This window comes from Marinobacter sp., from assembly GCF_041984545.1.
GTDB lineage: Bacteria > Pseudomonadota > Gammaproteobacteria > Pseudomonadales > Oleiphilaceae > Marinobacter.
The window spans coordinates 55144-79694 of record NZ_JBHIXV010000013.1; the positions used below are offsets into that span (position 1 = coordinate 55144).

At 62.0% G+C, this 24551-nt stretch carries 19 protein-coding genes; 10 read left to right on the forward strand and 9 right to left on the reverse strand.

The genetic code is table 11. From position 1 onward, the window contains the following. Nucleotides 1-8: 8 nt before the first annotated feature. The 7 genes from ACFC20_RS08265 to pilG all read right to left on the reverse strand — a co-directional run bounded on the left by ACFC20_RS08265 (nucleotide 9) and on the right by pilG (nucleotide 13109). Nucleotides 9-1061 (reverse strand): chemotaxis protein CheB, encoded by a 1053-nt coding sequence (locus tag ACFC20_RS08265; RefSeq protein WP_375192585.1) that lies wholly within the window; start codon nucleotides 1059-1061, stop codon nucleotides 9-11. Continuing rightward, entirely contained in the window at nucleotides 1061-8650 is a 7590-nt protein-coding gene (locus ACFC20_RS08270) for an Hpt domain-containing protein (RefSeq protein WP_375192586.1), read from the reverse strand. The genes ACFC20_RS08265 and ACFC20_RS08270 overlap by 1 nt, the downstream gene beginning before the upstream one ends. Nucleotides 8651-8661: 11 nt before the next feature. Beyond that, entirely contained in the window at nucleotides 8662-9561 is a 900-nt protein-coding gene (locus ACFC20_RS08275) for a CheR family methyltransferase (RefSeq protein ID WP_375192587.1), read from the reverse strand. Nucleotides 9562-9588: 27 nt separating this feature from the next. Then, complete coding sequence (locus tag ACFC20_RS08280; protein WP_375192588.1) at nucleotides 9589-11664, reverse strand: methyl-accepting chemotaxis protein; 2076 nt, start codon at nucleotides 11662-11664, stop codon at nucleotides 9589-9591. Between the two features lie 91 nt (nucleotides 11665-11755). Further along, nucleotides 11756-12301, reverse strand: a complete 546-nt coding sequence (locus ACFC20_RS08285) for a chemotaxis protein CheW (protein WP_375192589.1) — start codon at nucleotides 12299-12301, stop codon at nucleotides 11756-11758. A 20-nt stretch (nucleotides 12302-12321) separates the two neighbouring features. After that, nucleotides 12322-12684, reverse strand: a complete 363-nt coding sequence (gene pilH, locus ACFC20_RS08290; protein ID WP_008939836.1) for a twitching motility response regulator PilH — start codon at nucleotides 12682-12684, stop codon at nucleotides 12322-12324. A 32-nt stretch (nucleotides 12685-12716) separates the two neighbouring features. Continuing rightward, on the reverse strand, nucleotides 12717-13109 hold the full coding sequence (gene pilG, locus ACFC20_RS08295; protein ID WP_008175635.1) for a twitching motility response regulator PilG: 393 nt from the start codon (nucleotides 13107-13109) through the stop codon (nucleotides 12717-12719). A gap of 303 nt (nucleotides 13110-13412) precedes the next feature. Here pilG and gshB point away from each other — a divergent pair, with 303 nt between their 5' ends. The 8 genes from gshB (at nucleotide 13413) to ACFC20_RS08335 (ending at nucleotide 20413) form a co-directional block, all read left to right on the forward strand. Beyond that, a complete protein-coding gene (gene gshB, locus ACFC20_RS08300; protein WP_375192590.1) occupies nucleotides 13413-14366 on the forward strand; it encodes a glutathione synthase in 954 nt (317 codons plus the stop codon). Nucleotides 14367-14414: 48 nt separating this feature from the next. Beyond that, complete coding sequence (locus tag ACFC20_RS08305) at nucleotides 14415-15281, forward strand: TonB family protein (RefSeq protein ID WP_375192591.1); 867 nt, start codon at nucleotides 14415-14417, stop codon at nucleotides 15279-15281. Then, nucleotides 15278-15844, forward strand: coding sequence for a YqgE/AlgH family protein (locus ACFC20_RS08310; protein WP_375192592.1), 567 nt, complete (start codon nucleotides 15278-15280; stop codon nucleotides 15842-15844). The genes ACFC20_RS08305 and ACFC20_RS08310 overlap by 4 nt, the downstream gene beginning before the upstream one ends. Continuing rightward, nucleotides 15837-16280, forward strand: a complete 444-nt coding sequence (ruvX, locus tag ACFC20_RS08315; RefSeq protein ID WP_375192593.1) for a Holliday junction resolvase RuvX — start codon at nucleotides 15837-15839, stop codon at nucleotides 16278-16280. The genes ACFC20_RS08310 and ruvX overlap by 8 nt, the downstream gene beginning before the upstream one ends. Before the next feature lie 33 nt (nucleotides 16281-16313). Beyond that, complete coding sequence (pyrR, locus tag ACFC20_RS08320; protein WP_375192594.1) at nucleotides 16314-16823, forward strand: bifunctional pyr operon transcriptional regulator/uracil phosphoribosyltransferase PyrR; 510 nt, start codon at nucleotides 16314-16316, stop codon at nucleotides 16821-16823. Nucleotides 16824-16851: 28 nt separating this feature from the next. Next, nucleotides 16852-17865 carry an aspartate carbamoyltransferase catalytic subunit gene (locus tag ACFC20_RS08325; RefSeq protein ID WP_375192595.1) on the forward strand — a complete coding sequence of 338 codons (1014 nt, stop codon included), beginning with the start codon at nucleotides 16852-16854 and terminating at the stop codon, nucleotides 17863-17865. Next, on the forward strand, nucleotides 17862-19166 hold the full coding sequence (locus tag ACFC20_RS08330) for a dihydroorotase (protein ID WP_375192596.1): 1305 nt from the start codon (nucleotides 17862-17864) through the stop codon (nucleotides 19164-19166). The genes ACFC20_RS08325 and ACFC20_RS08330 overlap by 4 nt, the downstream gene beginning before the upstream one ends. Nucleotides 19167-19438: 272 nt before the next feature. Further along, on the forward strand, nucleotides 19439-20413 hold the full coding sequence (locus ACFC20_RS08335; RefSeq protein WP_375192617.1) for a putative solute-binding protein: 975 nt from the start codon (nucleotides 19439-19441) through the stop codon (nucleotides 20411-20413). A gap of 41 nt (nucleotides 20414-20454) precedes the next feature. On the opposite strand, the gene ACFC20_RS08340 is transcribed toward ACFC20_RS08335, so the two are convergent. Then, the gene (locus ACFC20_RS08340) at nucleotides 20455-20727 is read right to left on the reverse strand and encodes an HU family DNA-binding protein (protein ID WP_375192597.1); all 273 of its coding nucleotides are present in this window, start codon (nucleotides 20725-20727) and stop codon (nucleotides 20455-20457) included. Nucleotides 20728-21011: 284 nt separating this feature from the next. Between ACFC20_RS08340 and ACFC20_RS08345 the strand changes: the two genes are divergently transcribed. Next, nucleotides 21012-22076 carry a hypothetical protein gene (locus ACFC20_RS08345; RefSeq protein WP_375192598.1) on the forward strand — a complete coding sequence of 355 codons (1065 nt, stop codon included), beginning with the start codon at nucleotides 21012-21014 and terminating at the stop codon, nucleotides 22074-22076. A gap of 26 nt (nucleotides 22077-22102) precedes the next feature. Continuing rightward, the gene (locus ACFC20_RS08350; protein ID WP_375192599.1) at nucleotides 22103-24169 is read left to right on the forward strand and encodes a TRAP transporter large permease subunit; all 2067 of its coding nucleotides are present in this window, start codon (nucleotides 22103-22105) and stop codon (nucleotides 24167-24169) included. A 40-nt stretch (nucleotides 24170-24209) separates the two neighbouring features. On the opposite strand, the gene ACFC20_RS08355 is transcribed toward ACFC20_RS08350, so the two are convergent. Further along, nucleotides 24210-24488 (reverse strand): hypothetical protein, encoded by a 279-nt coding sequence (locus ACFC20_RS08355; RefSeq protein ID WP_375192600.1) that lies wholly within the window; start codon nucleotides 24486-24488, stop codon nucleotides 24210-24212. Nucleotides 24489-24551: the final 63 nt, after the last annotated feature.

Consider the following 24551-nt stretch of genomic DNA (forward strand, 5'->3'; position numbering starts at 1 on the left):
GTGTGTCCTCAGGCTGAGTCCCGTTTCTGCCGGCTTTTCAGCAGGCAGGATTCTTCAATGGTTTTTACCAGTTCCCGGGCCAGTTGCTCGGGGGTGCCGCAGAAGCCGCTGCAGCCGGTTGCCGCCACGGAGTCCGGCATGGAACTGTTGCCGCAGCTGGTGCTTTCCTGTACCCAGATACGGCTGCCGTAGGCTTTCAGGAGCGGCGCCGCAATGGCACCGTCGTTGCCCATGCCGGAGAAGACTATGGCATGACAGCGAGGGCCGTAATGGTCGGCAACGTTCAACAGCACCTGATCGATGGACGGCCCATAGGGCCCCGGCCAGGGCTTGCTGCATTCGGTAAGGGCGCCCTGTTCGTTGAGCTGCCACTCGTGTTCGACCGGCATCAGCACCACATCGCCATTCTTGACCCGATAGCCTTCCTCGGCCTTTTGCAGCCGGTAATGGGCGTGGCGACCTAGCACGCGGGTCAACACTTCTGTGAAGTTGCCATCAATGTGCTGGGCGTAGATAAAGCCCACCGGCAGCCCGGCCGGCAGGTGGTCGAGAAACGTCTTGACCGCCGCGGGCCCCCCGAGAGAGGCACCCAGAATCCAGACCTCTTCGGCAATGGAGCCGGGTACCGCCGGCGTGATCCAGCGGGGCAGCTCCGGCGAGCGTGGGACCGCCGGAGCATTGTCCTCAAGTTGCTCGAGGCTTGCCTCGGAATCCAGTTGCTCAAGGTGCCCCAGCTGCTGTTCCAGTTTGCCGAGCAGCCGGCGTTCCCAGCGGAAATACTCGGTGCTTCCAGGCTTTGGCGCTTCGTCCAGCCCGAACAGCACCGGTGCCTCGGTATTTTCCAGCAGGTGGTCAAACAGCTGGGGATGGTCGGCTTCATCCTCCAGTGTCACCAGCCAGAGCCCGGCCTCCGGAAAGGTCGGATAGCCCAGCAGCCGGTCGGGGTTGCCTGAAAAACAGACCTCCAGGCCAAACCGGGCTGCGGCGGCCTGCAGCCGATGCCTCTGCAGGACCATGTCGGAGACGATTCCAACCTGTGGCCGGCCCGTATCGCCGGTCATCACTGTCGTCCGGTCAGCCGCTCGATGGTCTCAAGCAGCTCGGTTTCCTGGAATGGCTTGCCGAGGTACTCGTTGACCCCAATGGCCAGCGCCCGCTCCCGGTGCTTCTCGCCTGTCCGGGAAGTGATCATACAGATCGGGGTTTCCTTCAGGTTGTCATCGTGGCGAACAAAGCTGGCCACCTCGAAACCGTCCATTCTGGGCATCTCGATGTCCAGCAGAATGATGTCCGGCTTGTGGTCCTGCAGCTGGGCCACGGCGTCCAGGCCGTCTTTGGCAGTAATGACTTCCATGCCGTTACGCTCAAGCAGCCGAGAGGTGACCTTCCGGACCGTAACCGAATCGTCCACCACCATCACCACCGTGGCCTGCTCCTCGAAGCGGGCGGACTCGCGGGCCTTCTCGAGGTTGGCCAGACGCTGGCGCTCGGACAGGATGTCGGAACGGATCATCGCCGGCAGGTCGAGAATCACCACCACGTTGCCGTCACCGAGGATGGTGGCGCCGGACACCCCACGCACCGAGCTGAACTGCGGGCCGAGGGATTTAACCACGATTTCCCGGCTGCCCATCAGGTTGTCCACCTGCAGGGCCATCGGCTGTTCCGCACCGCGCACCAGAATTACCGGCAGTGGCAGCGCCTGGCCCTGGAGCTTCGGGTGGTGGTCGCTGTTCAGAAGACTGCCCAGGTACTGCAGGCGATATTCCTGGCCGGCGTACTCATACAGTGGCGCATCCGGCTTGTAGTATTCCTCGAGCTCGTAGGTGCTGACCCGGACAATACCCTCGATGGTGTTCAGCGGGATGGCGTAGAAGTCCTCACCGGTGGACACCATCAGCGCCCGGTTTACCGACACCGTGAACGGCAGCCGAACGGTGAAGGTGGTACCGCGGCCAACGGCCGAATCAATATCGAGGCTGCCGCCGAGCTGCTTGATCTCGCTGGCAACCACGTCCATACCCACGCCGCGACCGGAAATCTGCGTTACCTGTTGGGCGGTGGAAAAACCGGGCTGGAGGATGAACTGGAGAATCTCCCGTTCGGTGAGGTCCTCGTCTTCCCGAAGCAGGCCCTGGCGGATGGCCTTGTCACGAATCACCGAAGACGGGATGCCGGCGCCGTCGTCGATCATGCGAAGTACCACGTCGCCGCCTTCGCGGGTCAGCGACAGGGTCACTTCACCGGTTTCCGGTTTGCCCGCTTTCTTGCGGTTTTCCGGGCTCTCGATGCCATGGTCGAGGGCGTTCCGGAGCATATGCTCCAGCGGCGCAATCATGCGCTCGAGGATGTTGCGGTCCATCTCGCCTTCGGCGTTGCGAACATCGAAGTCGACTTTCTTGCCCAGTTCCCCGCTGATCTGGCGTACGATTCGGCGCAGGCGCGGCACCATGGAGGCGAACGGAATCATCCGGGTCTTCATCAGACCTTCCTGGAGTTCCGTGTTGATCCGTGACTGCTGTACCAGCAGGGTTTCGGTGTCCCGCACCCGATCGGACAGGGTTTCCCGCAGGTCCGCAAGGTCCGAGGAGGATTCCGTCAGTGCCCGGGAGAGCTGCTGGATAGACGAGTAGCGGTCCATTTCCAGCGGGTCAAAGTCGTCGCCGTAATCCGGGCCGTGTTCTTTCTCGGCACTGAACAGGATCTGGGCCTCGGTTTCGATCTCCATCCGGCGCAGCTGCTCGCGCAGACGCTCGATGGTGGCGGCCATTTCATCCAGAGTATGGCCGAAGTCGCTGGTCTGCTGCTCCAGCCGGCCCCGGGTGATACTGGTTTCGCCGGCCAGGTTGACCAGCTCATCCAGCAACGGGGCAGAGACCCGGATGGTTTCCTGAGCCGCACGCTGGGCTTCGGCAGCCTGTTTGCGGGCCCGTGCCGGAGACTTGCCGGGCTTCGGCGTCGGTTCGGCGGGTTTTTCAGCACGGGCCGGGGCTGCCGGTGGTTCCGGTTTTTTCGGCTCGGGTTCGGAAGGAGCGGGTGTGCTCGGTTCCGCCGGCGCCGCAGAGGGCATGGCGGAGCCGGTCTCATAGCTTTTCCGGATCTCGGCCACGAGGGCAATGATGGCGTCGTGATCTTCGGTAATGGCCTGCCACTGGGACTCGTCCGGGGCATTACCGCCAAGGTCAATCAGGCGTGTCTCGAAAGCGTGGGCCTTATCCCCGAGCTGGGTCAGCTGGGACAGACGGGCGCCACCCTTGAGGGTGTGCAGTGCCCGCTGGGCTTCCTGGTTGAAACTGTGGTTCGCGGGCTCCTTGCGCCAGTCATCGAGCAGTTGCTCGAGCTGATCCATGATTTCGCCGGCTTCCTCCAGGAAGATTTCCAGTACTTCCGGATCGATGGTGTCCTGGCTCGCCTCTGCCGACTCGGGCTCGGAACCGGCGGTGTCGTTGGCGCTGGCTTCGTGGGCCGCCTGCAGTTCTGCAACCAGCTTGCCGTCGGGTGCCGGCTTGTTGCCCTCTTCGATGCTGTCGAGCATGGCCTTGAGGCTGGCCAGCGCCCGCTCACTCAGGCTGAACAGGGCTTGCTGGTTGTTGGAACCGGAAATCAGGGGATCCAGGGCATCGGACCAGGCCTCAGCCAGATCGGCCACCGGGTCAATATCGGACAGCCGCGCACCGCCCTTGAGCGTGTGCAGTTCCTGTTGCAGCTGGGTAACCCCGGTGAGTTCTTCCGGCTCTTCCCGCCACTGGTCCAGGCATTCGGTGATGGCGTCATGGATCTCCAGGCCCTCGTCCAGGAAGATGCCGATGAGGTCCTCGTCGCTGGCCTGGGTCAGGGTGTCGCTGAGGCTGGTGGTGTCCTCCGCCTGTTCGCTTTCGGAGGTCTCCGTTTCCGCTTCCTGCTCCGGTTCGGCTACGAGCGATGCCCCGTCGGTGGGGGCGGATTCGCCCCGGAGGATGGCCTTAACCCGGGCAACCAGCTCGTCTGCCGGCGGGCAGGGTTTCTGCGTTGCCACCTGCTCCACCATCTGCGCCAGCCGGTCGTGGCAGGCAAACAGCAGGTCGTTCATGGAGTCACTGGCTTCCAGCTGACCTTCGGCGACCTTCTCGAACAGATCCTCGAGTACATGGGTGAGGTCGCCGATGGCCTCGACTCCGGCCATCCGGGCGCCGCCCTTGAGGGTATGCACGTCGCGCTGGAGTTCGGCGGCCACGGCCCGGTCGGACGGGTCTTCGGTCCAGGTATGCAGCGCGCTGCCGGTAGAATTGATCAGGTCGTAGGCTTCTTCCAGGAAGATGCCTACCAGCTCCGGATCCAGGTGGGAAAGATCGGCCACGCCGTCTTCGGCGCTGGCGACGTCATCGCTACCGGTCGGCGCTGGTGCGTCAGTATCGTCTTCTTCGACGTCGGGTAGCGGCACCTGGTCGTCGTCGACGCCTTCGGCCTCCGGCTGCTCGTCTTCCGGTACCGACGTGACCGGTCGGCTGCCGGTGGCGCTGTCCATATAGGCGCGGATTTCACTGATCAGGTCCGGGGCCGGGCGGGGCGCGTCCCGGGCTTCCAGGTTTTCCACCATGCCTGCCAGCCGGTCGTGGCACCGGAACAGGAGGTCGGACAGCTCATCGTTGACGGACAACCGTTGTTCGGTCAGCCCCTCGAACAGGTTTTCCAGCTCATGGGACAGGTCGCCTACCGCGGGAATGTCGGCCAGGCGGGCACCCCCCTTGAGGGTGTGCAGGTCCCGCTGGAGCAGTCGAAGAATATCGAGGTTGCCGGTATTCTCGCTCCAGTTCTGAAGCGCCTCGGCGGTGCTGTCGATCAGGTCGCGGGCCTCTTCCAGGAAGATCTCCGCGAGCTCCTCGTCCATGTCGTCGGACTCGGACGTTTCCGGAAGCGGCGGCTGTTCCACCGATTCGGTATCCGGATCGGGCGGCGAGAGTGACTGTTCGTCCTGGTCGAAACTGAGGTCGATTTCCTCAAGGTCGCCGGTGAATTCCTGCTCGAACGCGTCCGGCACCGTGTCGGCTTCAGCCGAGGGCGTCTGGCGCAGGGCTTCCAGCGCCGCCACCATGTCCTCGCTGGATTCGGTGGCCAGTCCTGCGGCCACCTGGTCCATCATATTGATCAGCTGTTCCTGGGCCGCCCTGACGGTGTCGAAAAAGTCTTCGTCAGCGGTGACGGTTTCGGCAGCCACGCCGTTATAGGTATCCTTGAGCGCTGCTGAAAGCGCGGCAACGTCGCTCAGGCCGGCATCGGAGGCGCCAGCGGTCAACTGCTCAAGTTCTGAGCGCAGCCGGTCCAGCGCGGTAATTTCCTCCGGGTTGGCGGCCCACTGATCGAGGATGCGGTCAGCGTCGAGAACAATATCGAGGCCTTCGTTCAGGAACAGCTGAACCAGGCGGGAGGACGACTCCGGTGCGTGGGTCTGCTCGGTCTCGACACTGTGGCCACGGAAGGTTTCCTGGCGCAGCTGTTCGAGGCTGTCCAGGAAGGCATCCGTACCGGGGAGCGGCGACTGCGGGCTTCTACGAATCTGGGCCAGGCCTTGGGTGAGAAAGTCGCAGGCGGATTCGATCAGGGCCAGTACGTCGCGGTTTGCCCGTTTGTTCTGGGCCCGGGATTCCTTGACGAACCGTTCAAGCGGTGTGATCACTGCGGCAATCGGGGCGATGCCTGCCGTGTGGGCACTGCCCTTGAGCGTGTGAAGTGCCCGGGAGAGATCGTCGGTATAGGCCACCGAGGTCTTGTCGCCGGCGGCGGCCAGAAAGTCCTTCAGCGTCTGCAGATGGGTTTCCGTCTCACTCTCGAAAATGTCGAGCAGCAGGGGATCAACCACATCCTCGTCGGAGGCTTCCGTTCCGGTAGCGACGGAAACGGCCGGTTCCTCGACCTGGCTTTCGGCGCTGTCTGCCTCGGCGGCGGGCATGGTACTGGCATCGGGGATCTCGCCATTGGCCAGCGCGTTGGCACGGGCCTCCAGGTTGGAGGTATCCACCGAAGGCGCACGGCGCTTTTCGAAATCCTCAACCAGGGCGGGCAGGTTGGCGGTGACATCTTCCAGCAACGTCGCGATGTCGTCGTTCATGAAGATGCTGCCGTCGATCACCCGGTTCAGCATGTTCTCGACGGACCAGGCCAACTCGCCGACCACCAGGGCGCCGACCATGCGCCCGCTGCCCTTGAGGGTGTGGAATGCCCGTCGTACCTCAGACAGAGCACTGCGGTCGTCATGCTGACGCAGCAGCATGGGCAGGTATTCGCGAATGGTCTCCAGGACCTCGCCGGCCTCTTCCACGAAGATTTCCAGGATCTCGTCGTCGATCAGGTCATCTTCGTCGGTGTTTCCGAAAGTGTGGGTTTCCGCCGCGGGCTCGGGCGAAGCGTCCTCAACCTGCTCCTCTGTCGCAGGAGCGCTCGCCGCCTCCGCCGCCGCCGTCGGTTCGCCCTCGGCACGGCGGGTGGTGGCCATGGCTTCGGCGCGGCTGATCAGGGCACTCACGTCGCCAGCTGTCTGGCCGTCCTTGAACTCGCGAATCAGCGAGGGAATGCGGGCGTTGACTTCGTCCACGAGGGAGAACATGTCGTCCGTGGGGCGAACCGTCTGGTCAATGACGCGATTGAGCAGGTTCTCCACCGACCAGGCCAGTTCACCAATACTGGTGGCACCCACCAGGCGGCCGCTGCCTTTGAGCGTGTGAAAGGCGCGCCGGACTTCGGTCAGGGCCTCGCGGTCGTCGTGGTTCTGGCGCAGGCGCGGGTAAAACTCGTGGATGGTCTCCAGCACCTCTTCCGCTTCCTCGACAAAAATGCCGAGGATTTCATCGTCCAGAAGTTCGGCATCGGAGCCCTTGCCGGCGTCCTCCTGCACGGCTGCAGGACTTTCCTGCGGTTCCTCTATTGCTTCCACCAGCGGAACGTCTTCGCTGCCGGTTTCGGTCCAGGTTGGCTCGGCACCTACCGGGAAGCCAAGGCTGGCGAGACTGTCTTCGGCCACTCTGAGCACGGAGTCGTTCTCTCCGATGCCCTCAGCCAGGCGCTCCAGATAATATTCGATGCTGGTTACCGCATCGGCCAGGGTATCCAGTTGCTTCCAGTCGGGTACCTGACCACTGCTCAGCAGGACATCGGTAATGTAGCGCTCGGCGGAAGCGAGCATGCTGGCCACCCGTTCCAGGGGAATCAGGCTCAGGCCGCCGCGGATGCTGTGCAGCAGGCCGGGCACGTGCTCGATTTCCCGGGTGTCCCACTGTGAGGCAATGAAGTTCACAATGGCGGATTTGACCTGTTCCAGGGTGTTTCGGGATTCCCGCAGCAGGGCACTGCTGGCTTCGCCCAGCTCTCGCGAGCCGAGGTTCACCGGAGCATCCGTTTCCGGCTGGGCGGCGTCCGGCTGGCCATCGCTCTCCAGCCCGGCCAGGCTGGCCTCGACATAGAGCAGGGCGCCGGCGATGTCCATCAGGGTACCGTCGTCCACCGGCTCCGCCTGGTCGCTGAGCTTCTGTACCAGTTCGACCTGTTCGGTCACTACCTTGCGGGGGATGCCCAGCCCCAGTACGGCCAGGGTGTTGGCCACCTGGCGCAGGCCGGGCAGCAGGTCTTCCAGTTCGCTGTTCTGGCGCAGCTCCGAGCGTACATAAAGGTCAAGCTGGTCCTTCAGTTTCGCCAGTTCTTCGTTGAGGGCGCCGACCACGGAGTGGATAGCGTCCCGACCCGGGCCGGAGACGCGGCTTCGGGCCGCATCCACGTCATCATCCGAGGGCAGGGCACGATTCAGCTGGTAAGCGTCACGGAGCGCGCTGATGTGAGGCGTGTCCAGGTCCCTCGCCCGGGCAACGTAATACAGCAGGTGTTTCAGCAGCGCTTCCGGCGCCGGTTGCTGCAGGATGTCGGCGTGCTCGTCTATAAGCCGTCGAATCTCACTGTCCAGTTCCCGCAGCAAGGATTTGACGGCCGGGTTGACCGGATTGACGCGTCCCTGAAGGGATTCCACAAAGCCGCTGGCTGCCTTCCAGACTTCACCCCGCGGAGTCTTCTGGCACAGGCGTATCAGCCGCTGGATGACTTTCTGCATGTAGTCAAAGTGCGCATCCAGATCGGCTTCCCGGATCACGCCGGCGAGGGCGAACTGGTACATCTGGCGCAGCTTGCGGATGTGGCCGAGCACTGTCGGATCCTGCAGGCGCTGGGAAACCTTGCCGCTTACCTTGATGCGGGCAGGCGCCAGATCCGGCTTGAACAGAGAGGTGTCAGAGAGCAGGGATTCACCACGGGCGGCCCGGAGATCGTTCAGCAGGGGCAACAGCACCATCGGGAAATCGTCCCGGCTGGTTCCCAGGTGCTCAAGGTACTGGGGAAGCTGCAGAATGGCCTGCATGAGCACATTCACCGCTTCGTCGGTGTTGGCCACCGTCTCGTTCAGCACCGCCTGGGTCAGCTTCTCCATTTCCTCGGTGAGCAGCGCCGCCCCGTAGAGCTCAACCATCTGCAGGGTGCCGTGCACCTGATGGAGATAATTCAGGCAGAAGCGCAGGCGCGCGGTGTCGTCGCGATTCTCGACATACGCCTCCAGTGCATGCTGACCCTGGGTCAGCGTGTCCTGTATCTCTCCCCGAACCCAGTCGAGGGCGATGCTGTCATGGTGATTGCCCATAACCACTCCGGTTATTCTTCGTCAGTCTGGCGTTTGATCCACGCCAGCACATGTTCCGAGGGGACTCTCTGTAACCCGGGAGGCTGCCAATCGGTCAGCTCTCCCTGGCCCAGCACCAGCAAACCCCCGGGCGCCAGCCGCTCTGCAAGTCGCTTGACAATTTCCCGCCGGCGCCAACGACGGAAATAGATCAGCAGGTTCTGGCAGAAGATAATGTTCATGCCGTGCATCGGTGCTTTGTCGAGATCCAGTACATTGAGTCTGGTAAAGCACACCCGGTCACGGATGCTGTTCACAATTTCAACGGTATTCCGCTCGGCCGGGCGGAAGTACCGCGTTTTCATGTCTTCGTCCATGCCCAGCAGTTTGCGGGGATTGAACTGGCCGTTCCGGGCCTTCTCGATCGCAGGCTTGCTGATGTCCGAACCGGTGACACCGAACAAGGGCTGAAGCGCCAGCTGGCTCATGCATTCGTTCAGCACCATGGCCAGCGTGTAGGGCTCCTCGCCGGTTGAGCAGCCGACACTCCAGGCCTCCAGGGGGCGTTTCTTTAACAGCTCCCTGGGCCGGGTAAGCACATAGTCTGCCACCAGCCGAAAGGCGTCCGGATCCCGGAAGAACCGGGTTTCCTGGACCGTGAGCCTGTCCACCAGGGTGGCCCACTCCCGGATGGCATCCGGTCCGGAGACGATCTGCTCGTAATAGGCCTGGTAGCTGCTGCAGCCAATTTCCCGCATCCGGATACCAAGATTGGTCTCCAGGAAGGAGCGACGTTCGGCCGACAGGGTTATGCCCGTCCGGTGCTCCAGCAGGGTTTGCCACTGGCTAAACTGCGCCTCATCCATGTCGGGGAGTCGGCGCAGTGACCAGATGCCCTCGGCAGGTGACAGGTTGTTATGCATGTGCGCCATAAACCGTCAACAGCCCTGGAGCGAAGATCAGCCCACCACCGGAACGTCGCTGTCTTCCTCTTCTTCCTGATCCGCCACGTCCTCTTCTGGCAGGGTGAAGCCGGCAACGGAAGACCGCAGCTCGGACGCCATTTCTGCCAGGTTACCGATAGACTTCGCTGTCGCGTTGGTACCGGAGGAGGTCTGGGAGGTGATTTCCTGGATAACGTTCATGGTGTTGGAAATGTGCGCGGCAGACGAAGACTGCTGGCGCGCGGCGTTGGAGATGTTCTGGATCAGTTCCGCCAGAGACATGGATACGTTCTCGATTTCCTCGAGTGCGATACCCGCGTCCTGGGCCAGACGGGCACCACGGACCACCTCGGCGGTGGTGTGTTCCATGGAGATAACCGCTTCGTTGGTATCCGACTGGATCGTCTTAACCAGCGCTTCAATCTGCTTGGTTGCCGCAGAGGAACGTTCCGCGAGGCGCTGAACTTCGTCCGCAACCACCGCGAAGCCCCGGCCTGCGTCACCGGCCATGGAGGCCTGGATAGCGGCGTTCAGGGACAGGATATTGGTCTGGTCGGCAATGTCGTTGATCAGGGATACGATGTCACCGATTTCCTGGGAGGATTCACCCAGTCGTTTGATCCGCTTGGACGTTTCCTGAATCTGCTCACGGATGTTGTCCATGCCGCGGATGGTGTTCTGTACCACTTCCGCGCCTTTCTTCGCGATCGCTACCGACCGTTCCGCAACCGCGGAGGATTCGGCGGCGTTGGAGGATACCTGGTCGATGGACACCGCCATCTCGTTCACCGCGGCGGAGGCGCCGGCAATTTCCTGGGCCTGGTGCTCGGAAGCATCGGCCAGGTGCATGGCCGTAGCCTGGGTTTCCTGGGCCGCTGACGCTACCCGTACAGCGGTACCACGAATCGCCTGTACCAGGCCACGCATCTGGTCGATCGCGTAGTTGATGGAGTCGGCGATGGCACCGGTGAAGTCCTCGGTAACCGTGGCCTCGGTGGTCAGGTCACCGTCCGCCAGGTCGGCCAGTTCGTCCAGCAGTCGCAGGATCGCGTTCTGGTTCTGCTCGTTCTGCTCCTGGGTAGTGGCCAGGCGGGCCTGGGCTTCGCGGTACAGGGCCAGACCGATGAACACAACGATGGCGACCATGGCAGCCAGGATGATGAAGGCGAGCGTCGGGCTGACCACGCGGGAGCCGGACTGGGTCCGGAAGTTTTCGGCCAGGTCAGACAGTTCGGAGAGCAGGATCTCGGAATTCTGGAAGATATCGCTGGCCGCGGTACGCACCTTGAAGAGGTCGGGAGAGGCTTCAAGAATCGCGTCTACGTTCTGGGAAACGAACTGGAACAGCTCATCAACGGCCTCGAGACCGTAGATGGCGTCTTCGTCGTCTACCCGTGAGATACCCATGGCCGGGTTGCCATTGAGCTGGCCGTCGAGTACCCGGCCGAAGAGGTTGGCGTCGCGGCCGAAACGGTCGGCGGCGATAACGGCGTCTTCGTCACCGGAGAGTACGTTGTTGACCGAGCGCACAATCCGTTCTGCCAGCAGCGACTGGCGCTGGGCCAGGGCAATCTGCTCGGCCGGCGCGTTGTTGTCGAGGAGGATCTGTACGATGTCGTCGTACTCAACCTGCAGCTGGGGAATGGTCTCGTTGAGGGTCCGGGCCACCTCGTGCAGGCCAAGTACGGCATCCTGCGTGGAGAGGATGCTGTCGGCGTTTTCCCGCACCGTGTTCCAGGTGGCCTGTACGCCACTCTGCTGAGCCATTTCACTGGGGGGCAGGCCGGTTTCCGGGTTACCTTCGGTGATGTTGGTCCAGAGCTGCTGGAATTCGTCCCGGGATCGCCGCAGCTGGTTGAAGGCCTCGGCGGTGCCGCCGGCCGCTTCCGTGGCGTTCTTCGCAATGGCCTGCGAGAGTACCCGCAGTTCTGCTGTCTGGGCGATGTATTCCTGATCGTTCTGGCTGTCCCGGTTGATAATAAACAGCACCACAACGAGCAGGATGGTGAGTGCGATCAGTGCGGCGATCAGGCCGGCAACCAGTTTGTTGCCTCCCTGTCCCATACTGAGTCTTCCGGCTCTGTTCTTCATCTTCTGGCTCCCGGCCTTTTCAATAAAATGGCAAGTTTGTTTTGTCGGGCTTCAGGCGGTCAGGGTGATGTTCCTGCCATTGTCACCACCCTTACCACTGGGCAACGTCCAGGAAGCGTTCGTCGTCGAGCAGGTCGACGGCGGAGAACACTTTCCAGACTTCCTCATTGCGTTCGTAACCGCCTGAGACAAACGGTCGAACGTTTTCAGGAACGCCTTCCGGCGAATCCTTGAAACTGTCAGTTGCGAAGTACTGCATGCCCAGAACGCTGTCCACGACCAGCCCGCTAAAAATGTCGCCCTGTTCAACAACGAGCACACGCCGCTCCCGCTGGCTGCGGGAAGAACGGGGGATGTCGAAAAAGCTGGCAAGGTCGACCAGGGGCAGGAGGCGGCCGCGAACATTGGCCGCTCCGAGCAGAAACGGGCGCACCCCGGGAATGTGGGTAAAGCGGGGCACGTGGAGAATTTCAGTAACTTCGCCCATGGGAGCGACGTAACGCTGGCCGGCGAGAATGAAACCGATGCCGTTCCACAGCTCAACGGCTTCCTGTTGCTCCGGCAGGCCGGCGGCCATGGACCGGCTGCGCTCGGCGATATCCGTCAGAACGGCAAAAGGGGCGGCCTGGGCGGACATGCGTACTCCACGGTTGGGGATCAGGCAATCAGGCTGTTGATTGTTTTGATCAGGTCGTCTTCGTTAACCGGCTTGACCAGGTAACCCTTAGCGCCCTGGCGGGTGCCCCATACCCGGTCTGTCTCCTGATCCTTGGTGGTCACGATAACCACGGGAATGGAGGCGGTTTCCGGTGCACGGGTCAGCTGACGGGTTGCCTGAAAGCCGTTCAGGCCGGGCATGACCACGTCCATCAGAACCAGGTCGGGTGTTTCTGCGCGGGCCTTGGCAACACCGTCTGCGCCGTTGTCGGCGGTGAGCACCTCGTGCTGGTGTTTCTCCAGGATCGTGGAGATCTTCTTAACCTCGGTGGGGGAGTCATCAACAATCAGAATGCGGGCCATGGTTTCCTCAATGGTTCTTTGTATCAGCAGGTTTACTGTTCCGCCTGCGGAACGTACTGGCGGATGGTGTTGAGCAGTTCATCCTTGCTGAACGGTTTGGTCAGGTACTGGTCCGAGCCTACGATCCGGCCTTTGGCCTTGTCGAACAGCCCGTCCTTGCTGGAGAGCATGATAACCGGCGTCTTCTTGAAGGAGGAGTTGTTCTTGATAAGTGCGCAGGTCTGGTAGCCGTCCAGGCGAGGCATCATGATATCAACAAAAATGATGTCCGGCTGGGAATCGGCGATCTTGGCGAGAGCGTCAAAGCCGTCGGTTGCGGTGATTACCTCGCAGCCGACCTTTTTCAACAGGGTTTCTGCGGTGCGACGGATGGTTTTACTGTCGTCGATCACCATGATCTTCAAGTTCTCGAAGTTGTCATCCATTGTCCAACTGCCTTGCGCTCAGCGACTGTCGTTATTTTGAACCGAGGGTTTTAACACAAACCTTAAGGTTCTTCTATAAACCCCGATCATTTATAGATTATCAATGAACGGATAAAAAGTATTAGTTTGTGACCAAATGTACTTCTGCCCGCACTGTCACGTTACTGACTGAGGATTTCTCCGGATGCATTTGCAGCTCGGGTACAATACCATCTGTTGTCAATGCAAAGCATAGCATCGATTGACTGGTCCGCTCTGCAGACCGGTTCGTGTTTTTAACCCTCAGGGAGTCCACCAAAGCCCATGACCGTCAGACTCGGGATCGTGATGGATCCGATTGAAGACATTCACTTCAAGAAAGACAGTTCACTGGCCATGTTGCTGGCCGCCCAGAACCGGGGCTGGGAGATTGAGTACATGGAGCTGCCGGACCTGTACCTCGACGGCGGCAAGGCCATGGCCCACACCCGGGACCTGACCGTGCACATGGATCCGGACAACTGGTTCAGCTACGGGCCTGCCCGGGATCGGGCGCTGGGGGACCTGGACGTGATCCTCATGCGCAAGGATCCGCCGGTGGACCGCGAGTTCCTGATGGCCACCTATATATTGGAAGCCGCCGAGCAGCAGGGGGCGCTGGTGGTGAATCCGGCGGCCACGCTGCGGGACTGTAATGAGAAACTGTTTGCCACCCAGTTCGAGGATCTGACCCCGCCGCTGCTGGTCAGCCGTTCCGCCACCCGGTTCCGGGAGTTCTACGCGAAGCACGGCGATGTCATCATGAAGCCGGTGGACGGCATGGGCGGGCATTCGATCTTCCGCATCCGGGAAAATGACTTCAACCTGGGGGTCATTATTGAAACCCTGACCAACTATGGCAGCCATCAAGCCATGGCCCAGAAATACATTCCCGAAATCACCGATGGCGACAAGCGCATTCTGCTGATTGACGGCGAGCCGGTGCCCTATGCCCTGGCCCGGATTCCGTCCCACGGAGAAAACCGGGGCAATCTGGCCGCCGGTGGTCGCGGCGAGGGCCGTGAGTTGACTGCCCGGGATCGGGAAATCTGTGCCCGTGTGGCGCCGGTGATCAAGGAAAAGGGACTGATCTTCGTGGGTCTGGACGTGATCGGTGATTACCTGACTGAAATCAACGTGACCAGCCCGACCTGCATCCGGGAACTTGATGCGGCCTTCGGGATCGATATTGGCGGCATGCTGATGGATGCCATCGCCCGGCGTCTCGGCCAGGCTTGATCCGGCCACACCGGCCGGACGGGCTCAACGACAGGATTCAATTCAGGAATGGCAGTTCAGGTAAGCGACTTCGACCGGCTCTCCTTTACCCTTTTCATGGCGCTGGCCGTGCACGCCATGGTGGTGCTGGGCATTACCTTTGCCCCGGAGCAGCCGCGCTCCTCGGCCCAGACCATGGAGATCACCCTGTCGCAGTTTGACGACAAAGAGGCGCCGGAGAAAGCGGACTTCCTGGCCCAGACCAGCCAGCAGGGTAGTGGTACCGAGGAAGAGGTCCAGGAGATGACCACGCCCCAGCCGGCGGAGATCAGTCAGCCAGAGGTGGCGCAGGTGCAGCCGGAGCCGCCGTCGACAACCCGGCCGCAGCCGAAGGAAGAGCGGCCCGTGGTCCAGACCGAGAGCCCCTCCAGCCAGAAGGTACAGCAACCGCAGGAGCAGACAGCACCCGAGGAAGAGCCGCTGCCGGTGCGCGAGAAAAAGAGCCTGATGGAGCGCAGCCTGGAGATCGCCAGTCTGGAGGCCCGGTTTGACGCCCAGCAGAGGGCCTACGCCCGCAAGCCGCGAGTGATGCGTGTGACCGCGGCGTCCACTCTGAAATCCACCAACGCCTGGTATGTTCAGAACTGGGTGAGCAAGGTGACCCGGGTGGGTAACATCAACTACCCGACCGAGGCGCGTCGGGCAGGTATCTATGGCACACTGCGCATGCTGGTGTCGTTGAAGAAGGACGGCACCATCAAGGAAGTGGCCATTCTGCAGTCCTCTGGCAGCACGGTGCTGGATGATGCCGCCATCCGGATTGTCAGAATGGCAGCGCCTTTTGCCCCGTTCCCCGAGGAGATGCGGCAGGAGGTGGACGAACTCGAGATCATACGAACCTGGTCTTTCCAGCGTCGGGGGCTGACATCCGGATGACAGCATCGAAACATTCTCCCCACAGCCTGCGCGATCACTTTCTGGTGGCGTCTCCCTATCTTGCCGACCCAAGATTCCATGGTGGCGTGATCTACCTGTGTGAGCATTCCGAAGAGGGTGCCCTGGGGCTGATGATCAACCATCCACTGGACATTCATCTCGGCGAAATCCTCGAGCAGCTGGATCTGCCCGGGGATGAGCTCGATATCCCCGTGTTCAGTGGCGGACCGGTCCAGCCGGAACGGGGGTTTGTGCTGCACACGCCGGGCACCAACTGGCAAAACACCGCCCGGGTGACCGACGAGGTATTGCTGACCACCTCCCGGGACGTGCTGGCCGGCATCGGTCGTGGGGAAGGACCCTCCGAATACCTGGTGGCCCTGGGCTATTCCGGCTGGAGCGAGGGGCAACTCGAGGAAGAGCTTGGTAGCAACGCCTGGCTGACTTGCCCTGCCAACACCGATATCCTGTTCCGCACCCGCTGGGAAGATCGCTACGAGGCGGTGCTGAAATTGATTGGCATTGACCTCAACCAGCTCAGTGAATCCGTCGGCCATGCCTGAGAGTACCAGCCGTCGGGTGATGGCGTTTGATTTTGGTACCCGCCGTATTGGTGTCGCTGTCGGCCAGGAGTTGCTGGCAACCGGCCAGCCGGTGGCCCTGATTCCCGCCCGTGACGGCATACCGGACTGGCACCAGATCGAGGCCCTGCTGACTGAGTGGCAGCCGGATCTGGTGGTGGTGGGGTTGCCCCTGAACATGGACGACTCCGAGAACGACATGTGCGCCCGGGCCCGCAAGTTTGGCAAGCGTCTGCACGGGCGCTATCACGTGCCGGTGGAGATGGTGGATGAGCGACTGACCAGCTTCGAGGCCAAGGGCGATGTGATGGCCGCAGGCGGCAGTCGGGACTTTGGCCGCCACGGCGTGGACGATCGGGCCGCGGTACTGATCCTGGAAACCTGGTTTGGCGAGCAGTCAAACCCGCCCGGCCACTGAAATGGCTCCGGCTTTTGAAACTGTGAGGAATTAATGACCGCATTGCTCGATATCAACCAGTTGCTGGATGAAATGGAGGCCGGGCTGCGCCAGGTGCTCGAACACCGGGGCATTGAAGCGCCGGTGCTGATCGGCATTCGCACCGGTGGGGTCTGGCTGGCCGATGTGCTCAGCAAGCGCCTCGGTATTGAGGAGCCCTTCGGAGAACTCGACATTTCCTTTTACCGGGACGATTTCAGCCGGATCGGGCTCAATCCCCGGGTCAAGCCTTCCAGCCTGCCGTTCGATACCGAAGATCGGGACATCATCCTGATCGACGATGTCATCATGAGTGGCCGCACCATCCGCGCGGCGATGAATGAGATCTTCGATTATGGCCGCCCAGCCAGTATCATACTGGCCACATTGATTGATCTTGGCGCCCGGGAACTGCCCATTCAGCCCGACGTGGCCGGCCGTGTCCTGGCCCTGGAATCCCACCAGCGCGTCAAGCTCCGGGGCCCCGACCCGCTCCGGATCGAGCTTCAGGAAGCCGGGCGGTAAAATCTCCGAATCAGACAACAGGCGACCCATGACCGCACAAGACTCCTCCCCGCACCACTTGCAGCTGACCCGGGATGGCCAGTTGCGGCATTTTCTGACCCTCGACGGGCTTGATCGCAGCCTGCTCACCGACATCCTGGACACCGCGGATTCGTTCATCGAGGTCGGCGAGCGTTCCATCAAGAAGGTACCGCTGCTGCGGGGTCGGACGGTAGTGAACCTGTTCTTCGAATCCAGCACCCGCACCCGAAGCACCTTCGAGCTGGCCGCCAAGCGCCTCTCGGCCGACGTGCTCAACCTGGACATCAGTACTTCGGCCACTTCCAAGGGCGAATCCCTCTCCGACACTCTGCTTAACCTGGAGGCGATGGCCAGCGACATGTTCGTGGTGCGTCACTCCCAGAGCGGTGCGCCCCACTTCATTGCCGAGAGCGTCACCCCCGGCGTGGCCATCATCAATGCCGGCGACGGACGCCATGCCCATCCGACCCAGGCCATGCTCGACATGCTCACCATCCGCCAGCGAAAGGGGCGTTTCGAGGGGCTGAAAGTGGCGATTGTGGGCGATGTCCTGCACTCGCGGGTGGCTCGCTCCCAGATTCGCGCTCTCAACGAGCTGGGCGCCGAAGAAGTCCGGGTGATTGCGCCCGGCACGCTGTTGCCAAAAGACGTGGAGAGCCTTGGCTGCCGGGTCGACTACGACATGAAGCGCGGCATGCGGGATCTGGACGTGGTGATCATGCTGCGTCTGCAGAAGGAGCGCATGGAGGGGGCCCTGTTGCCCAGCGAGCGTGAGTTCTACCGGCTGTACGGTCTGAACCAGGAAAAACTGGCGCTGGCCCATCCCGAGTGCATCGTTATGCATCCCGGGCCAATCAACCGGGGGGTGGAGATCGAATCCGCCGTGGCCGACGGCCCCCAGTCGGTCATCCTGAACCAGGTTACCAACGGCATCGCCATCCGGATGGCGGTGATGTCCATGGCCATGGGCGGCCAGGTGGCCGAGCGCCAGCAGAAACTGAGTGAGAGGAGCCCGTCATGACCAGTGCCAACGCACCGGGACTCAGCCTGAAGATTACCGGCGGCCGACTGTTTGATGGCCTGGGTGGCGAGCAGGACAACGCCGCGATCCTGATTCGCGATGGCCATATTGTTGCCCTGGGCGATGAGGCCATCCGGGCGCCGGCAGACGAGACCGTTCGTGCTGATAACTGGGTGATTGCACCGGGCTTTGTCGATTTGTGCTGCAATCTGCGCGAACCGGGCAATGGACAGAAGGGCAATATTGCCTCGGAAACACGGGCGGCGGCCCACGGCGGGTTTACCACGGTGTGTGCCTCGCCGGAAACCTCGCCGGTGAACGATTCCAGTGCGGTGACCCATCTGATCCGCGAGGGCGCCGCCAGCCGCTCTCCGATCCGGGTGCTGCCGGTGGGTGCCATTACCCGAGGCCTGGAAGGGGATCTGCTCAGTGACATGGCCGGCCTGGCGGCCGCGGGTTGCGTGGCCGTTGGCAATGGCTCCCGCGGGGTGCGGAATGCCCGCATTCTTCGCCGGTGCATGGCGTATGCCCAGACCTTTGGCCTGACCGTGATGTTCAGCCCCGAGAACCAGGCGCTTGCCGCAGACGGCTATGCCCATGACGGGCTGGTTACCTCTCGCCTGGGCCTGCTCGGCATCCCGGAAGTGGCGGAAACCGCCGCCCTGATGGAAATGCTGCTGCTGGCGGAGGAAACCGGTGTTCGCCTGCACCTCAGCCAGCTGTCCTGTGGCCGTAGCGTGGAGATGCTCGCCGAGGCCCGCCGCCGTGGCATTGCCGTGACCGCTGATGTGGCCATGCACCAGCTGGTGTTTACCGAAGAGGCCCTGGCGGGTTTTGACAGCCGCTTCCACGTGCGTCCGCCGCTTCGTAGCGAAGCCGATCGCAAAGCGCTGATCGCTGGGGTTCGTGACGGCATCATTGATGCCATTGTCAGCCAGCACCAGCCCCACGACACCGCTGCCAAGCAGGCGCCCATGGCGGCGACGGAACCGGGCCTGTCCAGTATTGAAAGCGTGCTTTCACTGGGTCTGGAACTGGTAGAGATGAATGAGCTGTCGCTGGCCGATCTGATGCGTGCACTCACTACCGGCCCGGCATCGGTGATTGGTCGTTCTGCCAGGGTTGCTCCGGGCGAACCGGCCGATCTGTGCCTGTTTGATCCGGAGGCCTTCTGGGCGCCCGGGCCCCGGACCCTGGTCTCCGCCGGTCGCCACGCGCCGGTGACGGATCGGGAGTTGCCGGGCGTGGTGCAACTGACCCTGGCCGGCGGCCGCAAGGCCTGGCAACACCCCGAAACCTGAACGGCCCGCGCCGGCAAAGTGCGGCAGAGGTAGCGCCACCTCTGTCGACACCATCACAGATTCTCTCCCTTTTGCCCAAAAGCCCTTGATGGCAGGCACCGGTGCCAACGTATTCTTGTGACCGTCGGCCTAAGGTCGACCAAGGAACGTAAGGCCTGACCGGTACCCGGATGTACCGGTGTCCGACAATAACAACCAGGAGTCATCCCGTGAAATCAATCAAACATCCCCGGTGCTTCGCGCTGGCGGCGGCCCTGTGTGCCGGCGTGCTGATGCCTCTGGCGGGCTACGCCCAGGCGCAGAATGCACCCCTTGAGCGCAGTTTCTGCGTATTCGATCCGGTGGGCGCCAACGGACCGCTGTTCGCCATCACCAAGACCTTCCAGCCCGTTGCCCTGAACCACGGTATCAAGCTGGACCTGCGCGCCTACACTGATGAGAAGGTGGCGGCGGAGGACTTCAAGGCAGGCCAGTGCGATGCGGTGTTGCTGACCGGTACCCGGGCCCGTGAGTTCAACAAGTTCACCGGCAGCCTCGAAGCCATGGGCGCAGTGCCGGGCGAAGAAGAAATGCGGCTGTTGTACAACACCCTCAGCCAGCCCAAAGCCCGGCCCTTCCTGATCGACGGTCCTTATGAGGTGGCGGGCGTGTTCCCCGGTGGCGCCATCTATCTGCATACCCGCGACCGGAGCATCGACTCTGTGGAAAAACTGCAGGGTAAGCGCATTGCCACCCTCGACTACGACCAGGCATCGGTGCGCATGGTGCGGCACGTGGGCGCTTCCGTGGTTGGCTCCAACTCGGCCAACTTCGCTGGCAAGTTCAACAATGGCAGTGTCGATCTGGCCTATGCCCCGGCCGTAGCCTATACACCGCTGGAGCTTTACAAAGGTGTTGAGCCCAACGGCGCCGTGGTCAAGTACGCCCTCGGCTATATGAACTTCCAGGTGATTATCCATCGTGACCGGTTCCCGGATTCTGCGGGACAGATGGTGCGCGACGAATCCATCAAGCGGATCGACGAGGCCTACGAGATCATCGCCCAGGCGGAAGCGGAAATACCGGAAGATGTCTGGATGTACCTGCCTCAGGAGGACACGGCGGAGTACGACAAGATGCTGCGCAAGGTCCGGCTATCGTTGCTCGAAGACGGTGTCTATGACGAGCGCGCGATCAAGCTGATGAAGGCCATCCGCTGTCGGGTGGACGCCACCCGGTCCGAGTGTGCCTCGGTGGCCGGAACCTGATACTGGCTGTACGCCGGCCCGCAGGGCGGGCCGGCGTCCGGTTAGCGGATTTCGTCCTTGAGTGCCTTGCCGGCCTTGAATCCCACGGTCTTGCTGGCGGGTATCCTGATCGCTTCGCCGGTTTGAGGATTGCGGCCGTCCCGGGCTTCCCGGGTACGGATGTTGAAGGTGCCAAAGCCAATCAGGGTGACATCTTCGCCCCGCGATGCGGCTGCGGAGACCTGGTCGGTAAAGGCGGTGATGACTTCGCTGGCTGTTTCCCGGGTCAGGCCGGTGCGATCGGCGATGGCGGCGGCGAGTTCAGGTTTGCGCATCGGATACTCCTTTTTGTAATTCTGCTTTTTCAGTCTGGTGCGGCCGGAATCAATCGACTCGTGGCTGCTCCAATCTATAGTGGCTTGCGCCCCAATGTGCAAACACCGGTGCAGCGGAAGTCTGTGAAATTCGGTGTCATTTGCGGCATCTGTCGCATAAAAAGCGGGTTACCTACGCCATAATGCGGGCCTGGTTACAGTCTGTAACAAAGTGGCGCCGTGACCCCTGGCACTGCTGCCCGCACCACCGGGCGGGACAACAAGAACCAAAAGGTAAAGAAGTTATGACTCAACTCAGGAACTCCTCGCGCCCGGCAACGCCCTGGATGCGACCTGTCCGCGGCCTGCTCGCGGCGGTGGCTGCAAGTGTGTTACTCAGTGGCTGTGGCGTGGTCAATAACATGATCTACAAGACCACCGGCGATGTCATGCAGGGCTTTTCCCGTAACCACACCGTACCGTTCCTGATGCAAAGCGACGACCTGGCCATGGGATGCGCCATGAGCGAGGCGACAGCACCTCTGCTGATGTCGTTCGGCCGGGTAACCGATGAGCCGGACCAGTTGGCAGTCATGCTGTACCTCTCCGCCGGCGGTTGTGCTGATGAGCAGGCCCGGGAGCATGAATTGGCAGCCCTGGCGGCCCTGCACGCGATGAATGGCAACGCCGCGCAGGACGCGATGATTCGTCAGAAGCGCGCCCACACCCTGGCGTCCCAGCGTTATTTCCGGGCCTGGCAGCATTTCAAGGCCCACTACGGTGATCCCGCCGCCGGCGAATGCCCCGGCTTCGATGACGATATGGATGAATTCATCTACATGGCCGGCCTGCTCTCGGGCCTGCAGGCGCTGAATGCGCAGATCCAGTCCACCTCATCTACCGGCGTGCCCGCCAACATCGGCTCCATCGCAGCCCGGGCGACCAGCTGTCTGGATAATGAGAAATGGTGGGGTGCCCCGATGGCCCTCAGGGCCACTGTCTGGGCGATGATTCCCGGTGCTCAGCCGGCGGGTGAGAACGCGTTCGAGCGACTGGCGATCGCCGGTGAGCAGGGTGAAGCAGCGGGCGTGCGCCTGGCCCATGTATTCCACGCCCTGGCGGCGATGAACAAGGGCGATGAAGCGATGGTGCGGCAGGTGATCCGTGATCACGCCGAATCCCTCGAGACCACACCGGCCAACGAGGAGTGGCGCTTCGTCGATGCCCTGGCTACCGACATGATCGTTGCCGTTTCTGACCGTCTCTGGGTCGAGAATACCGGGCATCGGACACCGATTGGCCAACTCGGCACCTTCTGGGATGACCAGCCGGAGAACGTCGAAACCATGGATCTGGACGATCTGCTGTAACCATTCCACTTCCAGGGTAAAGAGTCATGTCCAAGGGCGGTTTTCAGCGCAGCGGTCTGGAGTGGTTTTCTTCGCTGCCGGCGTGCCTGCTGTTGCTGGCGGTGGTTATTTTTTCCACCAGCAGCGACATCCACAACCAGATGCTGCGTGGCGGCGAACAGCTCTGGAGCGGCTATTACAAGCTGCGAATGGATCCGGTCCAGCCTACCTGTGATCCCAATCCGGACATAGACGCTGCGGTTAAAGCGGAACTGGCCGCCAGTGCCGAAGCCGACGATCCGATGGCGGCCCTGCTGGGTGCTGAAGAGAAGGACCCCGCCGACGTCCGGCTGGCCATCGAGCGCTCCGTGGCCGATTGCCGGGAAGCGCACCGTAGTTACGAGAACCTCAAGCAACAGCTTTCCCCCGGAGTCAAAGCCTATCGCGCGGTGGAGCTGTTCATCGCCGATCTGATCGCCTTCGGACTGGAGTCCCAGCGTTTCATTCTGGTGGTGCTGGTTATGCTGTGCGCGGTAACGGCCACTCTGACCCGACATCACATTGCCATGCGCGCGATGGAGACCCGGCTGGATTACACCGTGTCCCACACGCTGCAGACGATTGCCAACGCCATGCTGCTGGGCTCCAGCGTGATTTTCCGGCAATCCACCCTGGGCTCGGACACCGCCGTCTCTTCGGAAGAGCTCCTGCTGCACAATTTCTGGATTGTCGGCTTTGCCTGCCTGACCCTGGCCAGCCTCTACCGGCTGTTGCGGGTACCCCGGGATCTGGAGCCGGGAGGCAACCTGAACAAGGCCTTCCTCGCGGTGCCCCTGTACACGGTGATGTGCCTGATTTCCGGGACCTATTTTGCGCTGATCGGACACGCCTCGGGCATTGGCATTTATCTGGGCAAGATGATGGAACTGTCGGACATGTTCCTCAACGTCGGCCTGTATGTCTGGGTGGGCATGATGCTCAAGCAGACCCGCCTGGCAACCCTGGTGTTCAATGTGTTCCGGCCCTGGCGTATGCCCCCGGAATTGCTCGCCGTGGTGGCGGTTCTGGTGGCGGCGGTGCCGACTGCCTACACCGGCGCCTCCGGCATTTTCGTTATTGCTGCAGGTGCCGTGATCTACAGTGAACTTCGTGCCGCTGGTGCCCGGCGCCATCTTGCCCTGGCGGCGACGGCAATGTCCGGTTCCCTGGGTGTGGTTCTGCGGCCCTGTTTGCTGGTGGTGGTCATTGCCTACCTGAACCGGGAAGTGACCACCGACGAGCTATTCGGCTGGGGTATCTGGGTGTTCCTGCTGACCGCCACCATGTTCGCGCTGGTGGCCCTGAGCGTTAACCGGCAGAGCCAATTCAACCTGGCGCCCTCCTCGGAGGCCTTTCCGGCAATGCTTCAGGCGCTGAAGCCACTGATCCCCTATGTTCTGGTGATTGCCGCGGTGGTCCTGTTCTATCGTCTCGCGCTAGATGTTGGCGTGGATGAATTCTCGGCGCCGAGGCTGCTACCGGTCATCATGCTGGCCATTCTGGTGTACGAACATGTGCGCCTGAAGAACCGGAAAGGTCGTGCCTCGGGCGAGGTCAACCATCAGGGCCTTGAGCGCAGTCTGCGCGGGGCCACCAACGACACCACGGCGGAAATTGGCGCACTGCTTCTGCTGCTGGGCCTCTCGGTCAGTATCGGCGGTGTGATCGAACGGTCCCACATCATGGAAACCTTCCCCCAGTCGTTCGACAGCACCTGGTCGGCCATGCTGCTGATGGTGGTGATCCTGGTGGTCCTGGGCATGATCATGGATGCCTTCGGGGCGGTGATCCTGGTAACGGCAACGGTTGCCACCATTGCCTATGCCAGCGGTATCCACCCGGTGCACTTCTGGATGGTGACCCTGGTGGCGTTCGAGCTGGGCTACCTGAGTCCGCCGGTGGCGCTGAATCACCTGCTTACCCGACAGGTGGTGGGTGAGGCGGAAGTGCTGGCGGCTCAGCAGGAGAGCGGCAGCTTCTACCAGCGCCACGAGCGGATCATCATGCCGCTGATTGCCATGGGCATTTCGCTGATCCTGGTGGCGTTTGTGCCATTGCTCTTCTACGCCGGATAAAACCTGAGATGCCCCGTGCCGCGAATGGGCGTGCCGGGGGCTATCGGTTACCCCACATTTTCGACACGGCCGCATCGGAACCGAGCGTTGCGACAATAATTGAAAGACCGCCAATGCCCAGAAAAACCAGCAGAGGGATCAGTGCGCCGAGCTCCCCGGTATAGGCAAGGGCGGCACCAGACCCTGTGGCCAGAATGAGGAAGAGCACGCCTACCGCTTTCAGGATGGTTCGGTGGGAGGCCTTGTAGCTGGGCCCGACTTCACCGCTTTCCATGGGCGTCAGGATCGGAGAGAAGAGCTTGCGCAGACGGTTTTTCATCGGTGGTGTCCTGCTGAGTTGAGGCCCTATCTTACAAAAAAAGCGCCGTGCGTTCGCAGGGCG